The organism is Nodosilinea sp. LEGE 07298 (assembly GCF_015207265.1).
Classification (GTDB): Bacteria; Cyanobacteriota; Cyanobacteriia; order Phormidesmidales; family Phormidesmidaceae; genus Nodosilinea.
The window spans coordinates 1-13,857 of the sequence record NZ_JADEXE010000180.1 but is presented as its reverse complement, the minus strand read 5'-3'; the positions used below and the strand labels follow the sequence as shown (position 1 = coordinate 13,857).

Annotated in this window: 16 protein-coding genes and 2 pseudogenes; 3 read left to right on the top strand and 15 right to left on the bottom strand. The window is 52.5% G+C overall.

The window, feature by feature from the left end; all coding sequences use genetic code 11:
- From IQ273_RS21410 to IQ273_RS21390, 6 genes and pseudogenes are all read right to left on the bottom strand, one after another.
- Positions 1-750 (bottom strand): class D beta-lactamase (locus tag IQ273_RS21410; RefSeq protein ID WP_194025192.1); only part of this gene is annotated, 750 nt, incomplete at its 3' end.
- Between the two features lie 70 nt (positions 751-820).
- Positions 821-1,234 (bottom strand): annotated as a pseudogene (locus tag IQ273_RS21405) (RidA family protein).
- A gap of 86 nt (positions 1,235-1,320) precedes the next feature.
- Positions 1,321-1,692 (bottom strand): hypothetical protein, encoded by a 372-nt coding sequence (locus IQ273_RS21400; protein WP_194025191.1) that lies wholly within the window; start codon positions 1,690-1,692, stop codon positions 1,321-1,323.
- Positions 1,693-1,712: 20 nt separating this feature from the next.
- Positions 1,713-2,003: a hypothetical protein gene (locus IQ273_RS35915; protein ID WP_397198374.1), complete on the bottom strand. Its 291-nt coding sequence runs from the start codon at positions 2,001-2,003 to the stop codon at positions 1,713-1,715.
- An 88-nt stretch (positions 2,004-2,091) separates the two neighbouring features.
- Positions 2,092-2,754: a stage II sporulation protein M gene (locus tag IQ273_RS21395; RefSeq protein ID WP_228053510.1), complete on the bottom strand. Its 663-nt coding sequence runs from the start codon at positions 2,752-2,754 to the stop codon at positions 2,092-2,094.
- A gap of 123 nt (positions 2,755-2,877) precedes the next feature.
- Complete coding sequence (locus tag IQ273_RS21390) at positions 2,878-4,089, bottom strand: alpha/beta hydrolase (protein ID WP_255534634.1); 1,212 nt, start codon at positions 4,087-4,089, stop codon at positions 2,878-2,880.
- Between IQ273_RS21390 and IQ273_RS33870 the strand changes: the two genes are divergently transcribed.
- Positions 4,054-4,215 carry a hypothetical protein gene (locus IQ273_RS33870; RefSeq protein ID WP_228053518.1) on the top strand — a complete coding sequence of 54 codons (162 nt, stop codon included), beginning with the start codon at positions 4,054-4,056 and terminating at the stop codon, positions 4,213-4,215. The genes IQ273_RS21390 and IQ273_RS33870 overlap by 36 nt on opposite strands.
- Positions 4,216-4,626: 411 nt before the next feature.
- On the opposite strand, the gene IQ273_RS21385 is transcribed toward IQ273_RS33870, so the two are convergent.
- The 8 genes and pseudogenes from IQ273_RS21385 to IQ273_RS21350 form a co-directional block, all read right to left on the bottom strand.
- Entirely contained in the window at positions 4,627-5,367 is a 741-nt protein-coding gene (locus IQ273_RS21385; RefSeq protein WP_194025189.1) for a CPBP family intramembrane glutamic endopeptidase, read from the bottom strand.
- A 39-nt stretch (positions 5,368-5,406) separates the two neighbouring features.
- A complete protein-coding gene (locus IQ273_RS21380; RefSeq protein WP_397198375.1) occupies positions 5,407-6,399 on the bottom strand; it encodes a lysostaphin resistance A-like protein in 993 nt (330 codons plus the stop codon).
- Between the two features lie 312 nt (positions 6,400-6,711).
- Positions 6,712-7,599, bottom strand: coding sequence for an AraC family transcriptional regulator (locus IQ273_RS21375; protein ID WP_194025187.1), 888 nt, complete (start codon positions 7,597-7,599; stop codon positions 6,712-6,714).
- Positions 7,600-7,672: 73 nt separating this feature from the next.
- Positions 7,673-8,566 (bottom strand): CPBP family intramembrane glutamic endopeptidase, encoded by an 894-nt coding sequence (locus tag IQ273_RS21370; protein ID WP_313898189.1) that lies wholly within the window; start codon positions 8,564-8,566, stop codon positions 7,673-7,675.
- A 334-nt stretch (positions 8,567-8,900) separates the two neighbouring features.
- Positions 8,901-9,338: an RDD family protein gene (locus tag IQ273_RS21365; RefSeq protein ID WP_194025185.1), complete on the bottom strand. Its 438-nt coding sequence runs from the start codon at positions 9,336-9,338 to the stop codon at positions 8,901-8,903.
- A 134-nt stretch (positions 9,339-9,472) separates the two neighbouring features.
- Positions 9,473-10,033: a TetR/AcrR family transcriptional regulator gene (locus IQ273_RS21360; protein WP_255534632.1), complete on the bottom strand. Its 561-nt coding sequence runs from the start codon at positions 10,031-10,033 to the stop codon at positions 9,473-9,475.
- 444 nt (positions 10,034-10,477) lie between these two features.
- Positions 10,478-10,579 (bottom strand): annotated as a pseudogene (locus tag IQ273_RS21355) (AraC family transcriptional regulator); the annotation flags it as partial.
- 116 nt (positions 10,580-10,695) lie between these two features.
- Positions 10,696-11,550, bottom strand: a complete 855-nt coding sequence (locus IQ273_RS21350; protein ID WP_194025183.1) for an SDR family oxidoreductase — start codon at positions 11,548-11,550, stop codon at positions 10,696-10,698.
- 87 nt (positions 11,551-11,637) lie between these two features.
- Here IQ273_RS21350 and IQ273_RS21345 point away from each other — a divergent pair, with 87 nt between their 5' ends.
- On the top strand, positions 11,638-12,249 hold the full coding sequence (locus IQ273_RS21345) for a TetR/AcrR family transcriptional regulator (RefSeq protein WP_194025182.1): 612 nt from the start codon (positions 11,638-11,640) through the stop codon (positions 12,247-12,249).
- Between the two features lie 81 nt (positions 12,250-12,330).
- Here IQ273_RS21345 and IQ273_RS21340 read toward each other — a convergent pair whose 3' ends face one another.
- Positions 12,331-12,528 (bottom strand): ribbon-helix-helix domain-containing protein, encoded by a 198-nt coding sequence (locus IQ273_RS21340; protein WP_313898188.1) that lies wholly within the window; start codon positions 12,526-12,528, stop codon positions 12,331-12,333.
- A 102-nt stretch (positions 12,529-12,630) separates the two neighbouring features.
- Here IQ273_RS21340 and map point away from each other — a divergent pair, with 102 nt between their 5' ends.
- On the top strand, positions 12,631-13,455 hold the full coding sequence (map, locus tag IQ273_RS21335; RefSeq protein ID WP_194025181.1) for a type I methionyl aminopeptidase: 825 nt from the start codon (positions 12,631-12,633) through the stop codon (positions 13,453-13,455).
- The last annotated feature ends 402 nt before the right edge of the window (positions 13,456-13,857 follow it).

Here is a 13,857-nt window from a genome sequence, read left to right as displayed (position 1 = left end):
GCGCCCCTCCCAGCCCGTTTTAGCCCGTAGAATCCAATCCCGCTCTGCTTCAACGATCATAATGTCCTTAACCAATCGTTGGTGCTCAACTCTGAAAGGCAGTTCGTTTTGATACAGCTTTTGTAGAAAATAAATTTGCTCTTGTGCCGAGATTACTAACGCTCCATCAATCCAGTAAGCGCCTTCGCTAGTGCTTGGGTCTGCATTTCCGTAATCAATTTGCGTTAGGTACTCTCTTGCTTTCGCTTCCCCAATTTCGTCAGCAAAACTTTCGTAAACCCAGACCGCTGAGTTTCGCATAGCTGAGCGCAAAGTTTGAGCCTGATTGTGTGGGGCGAAGTCCCTCTCCACTCCATCCCACTCAAAAACTTGAAATTCATCTTGAACAACACCTGCATCAAGCGCAAAGAGAGAATGCGGAATCTTAAATGTTGATGCTGGGGAATAAGCTCTGTCAGCACGTTCCTGGTCGTAGACCCACAGCTGCTGAGTATCTCCGCGCTGATCTAATATCACAATAGTTCCTTGAGCCTCAGCGTTGTTGAAGAAACTGGCCCAATCCGGTCGCTCTTGCCTGTCTACACTGCCCAAAGGCCTATCATTTACGGTAGTCGAATTACTTATCTTTGGTCGTTGCGCAATCTGCAGAGTATCTAGTCTATTACTAAGCTCTGCTGAGCTAGGTGAAGTAAGCAATATCCCTGCGCTACCTATGGCCAAAGAAACAAGTAAAAGGAAACGATGATTCATAATGCTATCTTGCTGCGGTAAAAGTTTTCGTTCTACGCATAGGCGGTAGCGCTAGCGACACTGCTGCCGCCTATGCAAAACTCATGGAACAAATTGCAGTCAAGCGGATTTCAATGCGCATCGTTGGCAGTCCAAGCGCCGCAACTCCTACCTGTGTCTAAATTGGGGCATGGTTGGGCATGTAATGGCTATATAGCCTAACCATCACATCGTTCACCTCTGGGGGCAACCCGCCAACATGGTAGGAATTGATGTGGACAACATGCTCCCAACTCGCCCCGGCAGCCGCCAAAGTTAGCTTTACATTCCGAAACGCCTGAGCAATCTCGTCCGCCAGCAATTCGGGAATTTGCAGATCGTCATCCCAACCACCTTGACCGGATGTCTCTACGCGATTGCCAATTTTTACGGCTTGGGAGTAATGCAATTCATCCAGCATGTATTCTCCATAGCCGGGGGTGACAAAAAACTCGGGCTTATTCATGGTGTTTCTTTTCTTCCAAATTCTTACAACGATTTATCAAATTCTTATGGTGGAGATCGAGTTCGCAGGGGCATCCGATTTAGACCCTAATGTTCAGAATTCACTTGCCTTATAATCACAATGTTTTCAGCATGTAGTAAAACACCTATTAGCCACGGAACCACCTGTAAAATGGCTTCCATTGTCCAGTTCTGACTTTGAACCTGCCAAATCATCCAAATAATAATGAATCCAATCACCAACGAGGATAGGATGATCGATGAATTGCGGCGGCGATAGAAGCGGATTGTCCTCTCCCGCAAAAATGGCTCGAAAATACAAGTGATGTAGGATGCTCCTGCACTGATCAACAAGCTGGTTTGAAGACCCGAAGGCAGGTTTGGGTATCCAAACGCGATCGCCGTCAGGCAGACTCCCAGCGCAAGATACAGGAAAGTAAACAAGGTAGATCGTTTCATTATTTCTTCTCCGGTGACGCTTATTCTCTGTACCAAACCCGCACACATTGAAAGCAATCGATTTTAAGGCCTTGACTAATCATCACTGGGTAGTAACCATTACTAGTCGTCACTCCGTAGACATCATCACTTGTGCTTTCTATCGACCAATCGGGTAAAACAACAGTTTCAACATTGATCACCTGTATCTTTGTGCTTTCGATCCACTGATTTGCAGCACTCACAACCTCCGAAAAAGATTCATACTCGGAAGGTCCGCCGAAGGGTCCTCGTTCAGTAATTCGAGGCGCGAAATCTTTGTACTTAATCATTTGATTCACCATCTAAAATTGCAGAGTTAACAATCGATTCAAGAAACCATCATGATTTGGTTTGTTTAGCGTTACAACAACCATTAGGTCAGCGGCTGAACAGGTAGCTGAGCGAGAACGCCTCCCAGATCGCGCCGACGATGAACAGTGGGAGCGCAGTCAGGCTCAGCCAACCGAGTTGTTGCAGCCCACGGACGTAACCCTGACGAGGGTTACGAGCACCGATGGTTGCGGGACGGATCCAGGCTCGGCCGAGGATGTACGCGCCTAACATCAAGAGGGCGTAAGCCTGGAATTCAATGAGTAACGTCAGCGAGTGCGGAATCCATACCACCGCGATCGATGTGGTGGAGGCTAGGCTCAAACCGATAGTGAATGCCCTATGCGCGAATATGGCGATGCCAGCGAAAGGAAAGATCAGCGAAGGGAGCACGATCGACAGCACGCCGACCCTGATGACGTTGACTCCCAGGATGGTCAGCGCGAACAGCCAAGGGTTGTTGATTAGCGACCGGACAAGGTCTCCCGTTCCGTTGTCTTCTAGGGTGGCCACCTGAGCTGCGCCTAGGTCGGGGAAGACCATCGCCGCTACCATCCCGATGATGACTAAGCCATACGCCATGGCGTTGATGATGAGGTAGGCGCGAAAACTGGCGCGAATGATCTGGAAGGGTTTGCGAAGCAAGCGGATGTGTTTTGCTTCATGATTCGGGTGAATAGGGCGCTTTGTGGCGATCGCTTTGCGTGACATTTTTTTATCTCCAATGTTTGGTGATGGATGTAGTGGTGATTAAGAGTGAGCACCGCCGCGTAGAGCAGCGTTGTTTTTGATGCAAATAAGGGTGTCTAAACCCTTGGTTTTGGCGCTGGGGGGCTAGAGGACGCAGCGATCGCCCTCTGCGGGGAGTTCAAGGTCGATCAGGTAGTTGGCAACGATCTCATTGACGCAGGGGCTAATGCCTTCCAAAGCGACGGTGTGCCGCTCTCCCTCGACGGTGAGCACGGTACCGCCGAGCGCCTCAGCCAGACTGGCTCCAGCGCCGTAGGGGGTGGCCGGGTCACCAGTAATAGAGATGATCAGGGTGTCGGGTAAACCCTCAACATCTTGCGCGTAGGGAAAGCCTAGGGTCGGCTCGCTGGGCCAAAACTCACAGGCGTCGCGAGTAACGCCCTCGACCTCGCGTCCGGTATCGAGAAAGGGGTTCACGGCGAAGATCTGGCGGCGCAGGTCGGCCTCCTCCTCAGGGGTGCGGCGCTCTTCGTCGTTGCAGTTGATCGCAAGGTTGGCCTCGATGAAGTTAGTCCACGTGCCGTTAGGATCCCTACCGCTGAAATCATCGTTGATGGCAAGCAGCTGGTCACCGCGACCCTCGTTCTTGAGCTGGGCTATTCCGTCGATGACGCGCGGCCATGCATCAGCGGTGTAGAGTCCGGCACCCACGCCACCTGTGGCCTGGAAGAAGTTCGCTGTGCGTCCGTTCCCGGCGGGTACCGGATCATCGATCAAGGGTTGGAACAGATCTTGGAACACGGCGGTAGCCTGCTCGGGGTCGGTGCCCAGCGGACAGTCTGAGCTCTGAGCGCAGAACTCAGCCATCAGATCGAACGATCGCTGGAACCCGGCATGAAGCGACAGGCGGCGTTCCGCGCTGCCCTGCCGGGGGTCGATCACGCCATCCAAAACCATTGCCCTCACGTTTTGAGGAAACATCTCGGCGTAGACCGCGCCGAGCCGGGTGCCGTAGCTCTGCCCGAAGAAGGTGAGCTTCTCGTCCCCCAAAGCGGAGCGGAGCACGTCCATGTCTCGGGCTACGTTGCGGGTGCCGACAGCAGCGAGAACCTGCTCACCCCCCGATCCCTCGGCGCACTGCCCCATTAGCTGGCGCGTGTCGGCGGCACTCCACTCTCCTGACGTACCCAACAGCGTCGTCTGGTTCTCGCCTCGGTCGTTCTCTTCGTCGGTGAAGCAGTTGATGGCCGGGGTCGAGGACCCCACACCTCGAGGGTCGAAGCCGACCCAATCGAAGCGTTGCAGCAGTAGACCGTCTTTTTGACCCGTCAACGCCGAAAGGACAGCAACCTGCATTCCCGATCCGCCCGGCCCTCCTGGGTTGATGACCAGCGAGCCGATCCGCTGGCTCGGCTCACCTTGGGCGGGCAGGCGCAAGACCGCAATTTGCATGGTCTCACCCTCAGGGTCGTCGTAATCTAGCGGCACCTCTAGGCGACCACATTCAAACGGATCGACGTACAGTTGTGCCTCGATTGCAGTAGTTGCAAAGCTTTCGCAGGAGCCGAACGTCAGATGCTGGTTGTAAAATCGCTCCAGTTCTGCTGCGGGCTCCTGGGCTGACTGGGTAGAGGCGGCAGGTGCCCCAGCGAGGACAAGCGACATTACTGCTGTGCCTGTTAATAAGCGTTGGGTGTAGATCTTGGGAATGCGCATAATTCTCCTCCTAATGGAAGCTGTTGGTCTTGAGTCGTGCGTGAGTCGGCCACGATTTCGTGACCTGTTAGAAAAAATTTGAGACATGATGGTGAATGCTTTGCCGTCTAGCCCGTCTGGCAGGGTGCTTGGGGCCACGATACCTGCGGACACCTTGCCTGCTAGCCAAAAGATGCCTCAGCCGATGAGGGCCAGCACGGCATGAACCGTCAGGTGGGCGATTATTGCGGCCTCTAGCCCGTAGCGCCAGAACAAATACCCCGCAACCACTGCAAACAAAGAATTTTGGATTAGCAATAACCCTACTAGGGCTGGGGTTAACGGTAGTCCTAGGGCGATCGCATAGGGCAGATGGGCCGCAGCAAACACCAGGGAGGAGACGGCAATGGCGACTACCACCCATCGGACCTGGGGTTTACCCTGGCGATGCTGCCCAAATCGCCAGCCCAGCCATAGCAGCAGCGTCATCAAGCCCCAGCGAATCAAAATTTCTTCGGTAATACCGCCGTAGAGAAATCGCACTAGCAGCGGCGTGGGCTCAGCCGCCTCAAAGGCTGGGGGCAGCAGCGGGCGAGACAACAGGGCGATCGCCGCCAGTAGTGCGCCGCTGATCAACCCACCCACCACACCGGGCAGCAGTTGAGGAACCATAGCCTGCCGCCACGATCGCCCATCGGCCAGCGCCTCTGCCCCCGGTGCCATTAGCCCTAGCCGATGGGCCAAGAGCACACCTATCAGCACCGCCACCGACAGCAAAACAGCGGGCTGCACCAGCACCAGGAGCCTGACCACGGCGGCAGGCGGGGCACCCTCTGGGAGTGAGGGCAAAGGCAGCAACACCAGGGATATCACCCCAGCTATGCCTGCTAACCACAGCAGCCCAAACAGTCGCAGCCTAGAGTTTTTATGCTTAACCATGGTTTTATCCTCTGCTGATGGTTTTACGAACTGACGAGATTACCAACGACCACTCCGATAACTCTGGGAAACGGGTTTGGATACTCCATCGGGTTTGAACACTTTGTAGGCGATCGCCAGAAACACGGGTACGACAACCAGCATTGATAGAGCCGTGTAGGTCGCGTGGAACTCGCTGACTGTGAATAGAGTCGGCGGAGTCACTGCGCTTCCGGTCACGTCGCTTCCGGCTACGCCCATCAAGAGATTGCCGCTGATGTTGTTCGCGAAGTGTACGCCGATGGCGAGTTCGGTGGTTCCGTCAATCAACGAAACCACGGTCCACACTAGCCCCGGAACGAGGAAGTAGTTGATGAAGACCGTGAGCCAGCCGCCCGCGCTCGCCTCCGGGTTGAGCAGGTGCGTCAGGGCGAAGATCACGGTTGGCACCAGCGCCAGAAAGACGCGGTTAGACCAAACAATACTCGCGCCCTGCACGATGTACCCACGAAAGAAAAGCTCTTCTGTGGTGGTCTGGATCGCAACGACAATCAGTGCGATCGGCACGAAGAGCGCGAACGTTGTGAGGTCAAAGTTAAACGAGAAGGTGTCGGGATAGAAGAAGTACTGTCCCAACCCAGCGATCAGGACGATCGGCACGAACCACGCCACAAACCCCTGACCGACACGCCGCCAGCTAATCTTCTCCCGCGCTGTGACCAGCGTCCGGGGATGACGCTGGTGAATGAGGGTGACGGCGATCAGGATTCCCGCGAGGAAGAACAGAAAACTCGCCCTGAACGCAACGAAGCCCCCCACGAGGCCGAGCGCAGCATAATCCAGCCGATTGAACGCCGCAAGCGCCTCCTGACCGCCGAGCAAGAACGCGACGCGCGGGACGGTGATGCCGTTGACGACCAGCCCCACAAAAAAGATGACGACTAATCCCAGAACATACCGCCACCACCGATACTTACCCCACCCGGCAGCCTCCACGTAGGTAACTTTTCTCGCTTCTGCCGTGATTCCCTTTGTTCTTTCGGTATTTTGCATTTCCAAATCTGTTTTCTTCATGGGTAAGTTATGTAGTGCTTGGGTCGGATTACTAATCACAGTTGTCGATAGTTTCAGGATTTAACGATGACTTGGATAGATCTGGTATCACCAAATCCGGCATCGTTGGACATGCGCTTGCCCATAGTCGAACCACCATCCGAGTATCGACGGCCACTATCAACGGAATTGTTGTGCTGTGTTTATATACTTTTGGTACAGATTGTCTTTGCCTTAGCCAACTTGAGTGTATGAGTTTTAACACTCAACTTCTTTCAAATTCTTATGGTGATTTATTAGATTCCTATGGAGCTAGCGAATCTGTTTCGGTGTCATGCCAGTGAGACGCTTAAACTGTTGCGTTAAATGGCTTTGGCTAGAGAAACCGACTTGTAGAGCGATATCTGCGATCGCCAAATCCGTTTTCATCAACATCACTTTCGCTCGTTCTACCCGCTGTCGAATCACATATTGGTGAGGCGAAATTCCCATGGTTTGTTTAAACAAACTGGCAAAGTAAGTCGGGCTAATATTCGCAACACTTGCCAGTTCTGCCAAGGATAAATCTCGATTCAAGTAAGTGTGAATGTAATCGATCGCCTGTTGTAACTGGGTATGAGTAAAGCTGCTGTGGGGTGATGCGATCGATTGCGTTAGGGTCGAATAGTGTCGGAGTAGATGAATCACTAGGGCTTGAGTGAGTGATTCGATATAGAGTTGCCCCATCATCCCGCCTGCGCGCAACTCAGCGAGCATCAGCATACCAATCTGATGCAGTTGCACATCCTGCTGACCGAAACCATGCACAAGCTCGAACCGTGTGGAATCAATGTCAGACGCTTCAGCAACGTGTTGAACCAATTCTGGCTTTAGGCAAATGTGCAGCGGAGTACAGATAACACCACTCTCATCTCGACACCAATAGCTCGGTTGTCCAGCCGGGACAAAAAGATTGTCCCCTTCATGAAGGATTGATTCATACAGGCGATCGTCCCGTTTCTGAATTAAAGGGGCAGGATTGCCGATGTGTAAGTTCAGCCAATGGTCTGAGAGGGCTGAGAGTTCCACCTCAAACGCTGAAACAGGGCTTTGACACTGCTCAACGAAAACGCCATTCCAGTTCATTTGCTGACTGGAGAACATCAGCGTTTTATTAAACTGTTGGCTGAGTTCGAGCGAGTTAAGCCGATTGCTAGTCATGAAGTTTGCTCTCACCGATTGCTCTTATGTAAGACTCCAGGGATTGTAAGTGCCGATAGACTACGGGATCGAATCAGAGCCGCGCGTCAGAGCGGGGCGCGGGGGTCAGAGCGGGGCCGGTTCGCCGCGTGCGCCACCACACCACTGCGGTGATCACGACAACCGTAAGCGTGGGCACGAGCTGGTAGGGCGAACCCACGCCTGCCGATCGGTCCTGGAGCGCGGTGCCAAGGTCGACGCGCAAGAGGGCGGCTCCGATCAAAACGACCGTGTTGAGCACGGCGTGGAGCACGACCGCGATCTCGATGCCACCGCTGCGCCATGTGATCAGCGCCAACCCGGCTGCTAAAACGAAGTACCACACATTGATGTACGGGTCGGTTGAACCATGGATGGCCGTGAACACCACGCTCGAGACCAGAACACCGATAACCAGCCCCGCTCGCGACCCATGGGCCCAGCTCCCGGCGACCCGGAAGACCAGTCCGCGCACGCCATACTCCTCGCCCGCCGCCTGCAGCGGCGTCAGCAGGAGCGTTCCGATGAAGATGCCGATCAAGTCCGTTTGCGACCAGGAACCCTGCTCACCGGGTGTGAAGAACGGGAGCAAGTTGACGACGATCCAGACGGGGCTGAAGAGCAGGAGCGCCCAGCCAAACACGTCGAACCGGAACCGCGACACCACCGAGTGCAGCGAGGGACCGGGCACACCGTAGAGCCATCGCTGGATGACCATGCTCCACGGAATGAGCACGGCGAGCGCGAACATGGTGCTGGCGTGGTAGAGCGGCGTGTAGTCGGTGCCACCGAGGATCGGAGTGGTGTTGCCCATTTGCAGGTCGATGACTGCAGCGCCCCTGGCGATGACGTTGATGAAGACGACGGCCCCAGCTAGCAGGAGCACAATAGCGAAGATGCCGCGCCCGATGCGGTGTTTCTTGCTAGCGAGTACGCGATGGTATTCCACGCCAGCCGGGACTGGTGCCGGTCTCGCGGGCCGCTCCGAGGGCGGGGCGGGGATCTTTCCTGACTCCCGCGAATAGTGAGAAGAAAATTTAGACATGAGGATCACTCCTTCGGTACGTTTGCTTTTGGTTTTACAAACTGAGAAGATTACTGATGATCTTTCGATGGCTCTGGTAAACGGGTTGAGTCCTCACGCTTGAACATTCGGCAAGCGATCAGACGTTAATCTGTCGAGAAATTAAGGGTTTAAACATTTGCTCAGAAAACTATTTAGACTATTGTCTCAATTGAGCGCTAATCTTCTTGTCGATTCTCGCCCTTAAAAATTTTTTGAACTATTGTTTCAGCACTGCAGTGTTAAAAATTTTGTCGTGCCATGTCTTCTGTTCTTTATCCACAAAAAACCAGAGATAGCCTAACCCAAAGGTGAGACCACTTAGGAAATACCCCAACGAGCCGCGTAGACCAGCCATCACAAAAGACAATGAATGTCCATCGGATTTAACTACCCTGATGTTCATCATTCCCATGCCAATTGATCGCTCTCGCTGACTCCAAAGGTAACCAAAGTACAAAAAATGCCCGAATATGGGAGCGAGGGAAAATACAATCACACTCGGAGCCACAATTAAATTTGGTACAGGTATCCCGCTATCAGCGTAAGCTCCGATGACCACTCCAATGGCAACCGCTGCTAGTGAATAGATGATTGAGAGAACAGCTTGATCAATCAACCATGCAGCAGCCCGCTCTAAGAAGCTCGCCTTATTCATCTTTATGTCCTCGAATGTTTTCTAAAGTCGTCTAATCAAAATACTCTGAACAACTTTTCCAGGTGACTAGAAGGAACTTGAGTCATGAAGATCAACTCCTTTGCTCTTGTTGCTGATTTCAGTTGTTAATGGGTTTAAGGATCGACAGGATCGCCGACCGCCCCACCAGTAGCTGTATGCACGGCGCGGGCCATCTGCCCAAGCGTGTTGCCAAGCGAGGTGGGATCGGCTCCTGCCATCAGGGCCGCACTGATGTCTTCACTGATAACGCGCACGACTGCGGTGGCCGCTGCGGCATGCAGTCGCACCTCGATATCGTCAGGCGATCGCCGCAGGCGATCTGCGAAGATCTCGACCAGAGCGCGCTCTATTCGGTCGTTGGTCATCAGCCAGACCGTCCGCAGATCCGGCTCTTTTTCGGCCAGCACAGTCATCTTGATCACGGCCTGATCAAAGGACTGCTGATCGGGATCTTTAGTACGATTTATCGCCCACTCCATGAGGTGATCTTCAAGGGAGACATCGCGAGGCCAGCGGCGCAATAGCGCCACAAACTCCTCGCCATCCTGCGCCAAGACCGGCTCGACACAGCTCTCCTTGTTGCGGAAGTACCGCCAGAGGGTGCGCACTGAGAGACCTACCGCTTCTGCGATTTGCTCGCCGGTCGTGGCAGCGACGCCTTGCTCCCAGAACAAACGCGCCGCCTCCCGCGAAATCTCCAGACGTATCCGCTGCTGCCGCTGCTCACTCATCCTCCCTGGCTTGCGCTCGTTCTTCGTTGTGTCGTTGGTACCATCACTCCCCACAGCAGTCTTCTTTTCAAAAATCTGTCACTAAGTGACAATATAGCGCTTAGTGACACTGTCGACAACAGGTTGCTTTACTAATCAGCACGTTCAATTTGAGCCCATAGCTACTCAAACTCTGGCAATGCTGGTCAGGGAATGACATCTGAGTGACTCCGCCACAGGCGGCAGGGGTGAGGTCACCCCCGCAACGGCCACTATCAACAGGATTGTTAGGCGATGTTTACGGACTTTCCGTACAGGTTGTCTTTGTCTTAGCTAGCTTGAGTGTAGTGAGTTCCAATGCTCAGCTTCTTTTAAATTCTTACGATGATTTATCAGATCCTCATGGACTTAGCGACCCTGCTTTAGCGTTATTTCAGTAATACGCTTGAACTGTTGTGTTAGGTGGCTTTGACTAGAAAAGCTGACTTGTAGGGCGATGTCTGCGTTGGTACAGCCTGTGCATAGCTCGTATCGCTAAATCCGTCTAAAATAATCGGCAGCAGGTAACCGTTGCAATCTCACCAAGATCTCTTAACTGTCTGCTTCATCGACGGGTTAGGCAGCGTCTAGCCAAACATTTTTGCATAGTCGCGGGCGAATGCCTGAAAACTGCATGGCTCTTTACCCGTTGCCTCCTGCACACCTGACGACACTGCTGCCGCTTCATTGCGCCGATAGTGCGCGTAATCCTCAAGCAGTCCGTCTGCTTGCCAGACTGGCATCCCAATGCTGATCAGTTGATCACGCATGGCTTCAGGTGGAATGTCGGTGAACGCAATCTGGCGATCGAGCGCAACAGAGAGTTGTTCTGCCATCTCAGCGTGAGTTAATGCCTGCGGTCCTGTAAGGTTATAAATCTTCCCTTCATGCCCCGCTTCTGTTAGAGCAGCCACAGCGGAATCTGCAATGTCCCGCACGTCCACCACGCTCACCTTTGCGTCGTTGATCGCGGCGTAAAATGCGTTCTGACTCGCGATCGCTGATCGGAAATTCAATAAACCCTGCATAAAGAGGTTGGGGCGCAAAAATGTGTACGCCATCCCTGAGGCTTGAATCGCGGCTTCTACGGCGGCGTGGTAACGCAAGAAGCGAACGGGCGACTTGGCATCGGCGGCAAATTGCGACAGTTTGACGATCTGTTTGACACCGCTCTGGTGCGCCGCATCGACGAACGCGAGTTGTTGTGCTTCTGCGTGCTCAGTTGAGTTGGTTAAAAGAAAAGCACGATCGACGTTCACTAAAGCACTTAACAGCGTTTCAGGACGATCGAAGTCTCCCTCCACAATCTCAACATTTGGGAGTGCGATCGCACTGGCGCGATCCCGATTGCGAACCATTGCCCGGACTGGCACGTTTTGCGCCGCCAGTCGCTTGACAATCTCTGTCCCGTTGCTCCCCGTTGCCCCAGTTACTAAAAGCATTGGACTGTCCTCAATAATATGAGCTATAACTCATATTGTAGAAGCAGCACTTAGGCTCATCAACTCGCATTCATTATCCTCAACCTGATGCCTCGAAAAACTCGCACAACACCCCGCAAACTGCCGCAACAAGACCGCTCCAAAATGACGGTCGATGCAATCCTGATCGCAGCCGCTCACATTTTGACGGAAGATGGGTACGACACCGCTAGCACCAATCGCATTGCCGAGCGAGCAGGGGTCAGTATCGGCTCCTTATATCAGTACTTCCCTAACAAAGAAGCCATCATGACTGCCGTGAGAGAGCGTCACACTAATGAAATGGCAGAAATCGTGGAATCTGCCGTGAGTCAGACCGCCCAGCAGTCCCTTGAGGTAGCATTGCATGAGTTAGTCAAAGCCTGCATTGCCGCCCACCGGGTTGATCCCAACCTGCATCAAGTCTTACATGAGCAAGTGCCGCGTCTAAATCAAAGCTCTGCGGAAGCCAAAATCCTTCTGCTCCTGCGGGAGTTTTTGATCCAAAGACACCATGAAGTTCAGGCACAGAACTTAGAATTAACGGTATTTATCCTGGAACGCACGATCGAATCCCTGGTACACGCTGCGGTGATTGAGTATCCAAAATTTCTGCAAGAGAACCAACTTGAGAAAGAACTGACCAGGCTGCTGCTGTCATTTTTGAGCAGACCAGTCTAGACGTGTTTGTGCTATCAAATTCCAATTGAGGCATTCTTGACATACCTAGCGGTACAAGAGTATGTGCTAAGCACTCTCGCTTCAACGCATGTTTGCCACTTCTAATGCACTTCGCTGCTTTCGGCGTTCTTGCAAAGACTTATCAATTAATTTTGCAACTAGCCAAGAGACAGATCGTTCATCTGCCTGTGCCCACTCCTCCAGTTCTTGTTTCAGCTCGGGAGGAACGTAAGCAACCACTCGCTCTAAGTCCGTTTTACCGCCCATGGTGAGTTTCACGTCTAGTTTCTTACATACAGGATAGCAGTAATAGCCTAGCTCGTGCCGTGCTAGGCTATGCTGTGCTAGCATGGCATAGCATGAGTAATCAAGGTTTTATCCATGAACCGTCAAAATTTGCTCTCAATCGCCGGAGATCTTGTACAGCCCCAGGCCCATCCAGGACTTGTCTTGCTTTCGAGTAGAGAATTAGACAAGATGCGACGGATTGGACGACTTGCTGCGAACCTCCTCAAGCATCTTGAATCAATGGTGCAACCTGGAGTGAGTACGCAAGCTTTAAATGATGAGGCAGCGCGTTGGATGCAATCTCATGGTGCAGTCAGTGCCACACTTGGTTACGCACCTCCTGGTTATCCCCCTTTTACAGGTTCAATTTGCACCAGCGTTAATGAAGTAGTTTGTCACGGAATTCCGAATCCAAAGCAAATCCTTAAAGACGGAGATATTATCAATATCGATGTGACGCCACGCTTAGACGGTTATCATGGCGACACGTCTAAAACATTCTTGGTTGGTAATGTATCCGCAACAGCCCGGAAACTGGTTGAAGCCACGCAAGAATCGATGATGCGAGGCATTGCTGAAATTAAGCCTGGGGCAAGAATTGGTGATATTGGCGCTGCAATTCAAGCCTATGCCGAGGCGAAGGGGTTCTCAGTTGTTCGAGATATGGTTGGGCATGGTATTGGCAGGCAGATGCACACAGAGCTTCAAATTCCTCACTACGGCCAGCGGGGCAGTGGGTTGAAGCTGCGACCAGGAATGGTTTTTACGGTTGAACCGATGCTAAACGAAGGAACGGGTACTCTTAAGTTTCTTGCAGATCGTTGGACTGTGATTACAAAAGACAAGAAACTATCAGCTCAGTTTGAACATACCGTTGCTGTAACGAGCGAAGGGGTAGAAATTCTAACTCTTCCCTAAAATTAAAGGATCAATTCCTTTAATTTATTTATCGTTTAAGCAGCAAAATTGAGGCATAAAAAGTCGTTTCAGCGGAAATTTGAGAGCAAGTTTGTAAATTCTGATTGAGTATCAAAAGTCTTCATCACTCTCAAAATCCTCTGAGCCTGGCCATTGACTCGCAATCTGTTTTAATGTTGGGCAGGCTTGCAATGCTCTGACTAAGTAGGGAGTTTGAATTAAACGTAAGATAGGAGGGTTAACTAGAAAGCCCCCTTATGCCCGCCCCATTGCGCATCATTTTGACCGAGGAGGAAGACCGTACCTTAAGTGAACTGCGGCAAGCTCAGACAGTTCCTTATCGGACCCGTGACCGTGCGCATATGCTGCGCTTGAATGCTCAAGGGCTGAACGTGCCTGCTA

Excerpts from the sequence above, each read along its gene's own strand:
- IQ273_RS35915 (WP_397198374.1), bottom strand. The coding sequence starts at position 2,003 with ATGATTAAGTACAAAGATTTCGCGCCTCGAATTACTGAACGAGGACCC.
- IQ273_RS21395 (WP_228053510.1), bottom strand. The coding sequence starts at position 2,754 with ATGTCACGCAAAGCGATCGCCACAAAGCGCCCTATTCACCCGAATCAT.
- IQ273_RS21380 (WP_397198375.1), bottom strand. The coding sequence starts at position 6,399 with ATGCAAAATACCGAAAGAACAAAGGGAATCACGGCAGAAGCGAGAAAA.
- map (WP_194025181.1), top strand. The coding sequence starts at position 12,631 with ATGAACCGTCAAAATTTGCTCTCAATCGCCGGAGATCTTGTACAGCCC.
- IQ273_RS21345 (WP_194025182.1), top strand. The coding sequence starts at position 11,638 with ATGCCTCGAAAAACTCGCACAACACCCCGCAAACTGCCGCAACAAGAC.
- IQ273_RS21375 (WP_194025187.1), bottom strand. The coding sequence starts at position 7,599 with ATGACTAGCAATCGGCTTAACTCGCTCGAACTCAGCCAACAGTTTAAT.
- IQ273_RS21365 (WP_194025185.1), bottom strand. The coding sequence starts at position 9,338 with ATGAATAAGGCGAGCTTCTTAGAGCGGGCTGCTGCATGGTTGATTGAT.
- IQ273_RS21385 (WP_194025189.1), bottom strand. The coding sequence starts at position 5,367 with ATGGTTAAGCATAAAAACTCTAGGCTGCGACTGTTTGGGCTGCTGTGG.
- IQ273_RS21400 (WP_194025191.1), bottom strand. The coding sequence starts at position 1,692 with ATGAAACGATCTACCTTGTTTACTTTCCTGTATCTTGCGCTGGGAGTC.
- IQ273_RS21350 (WP_194025183.1), bottom strand. The coding sequence starts at position 11,550 with ATGCTTTTAGTAACTGGGGCAACGGGGAGCAACGGGACAGAGATTGTC.
- IQ273_RS21390 (WP_255534634.1), bottom strand. The coding sequence starts at position 4,089 with ATGCAGGTTGCTGTCCTTTCGGCGTTGACGGGTCAAAAAGACGGTCTA.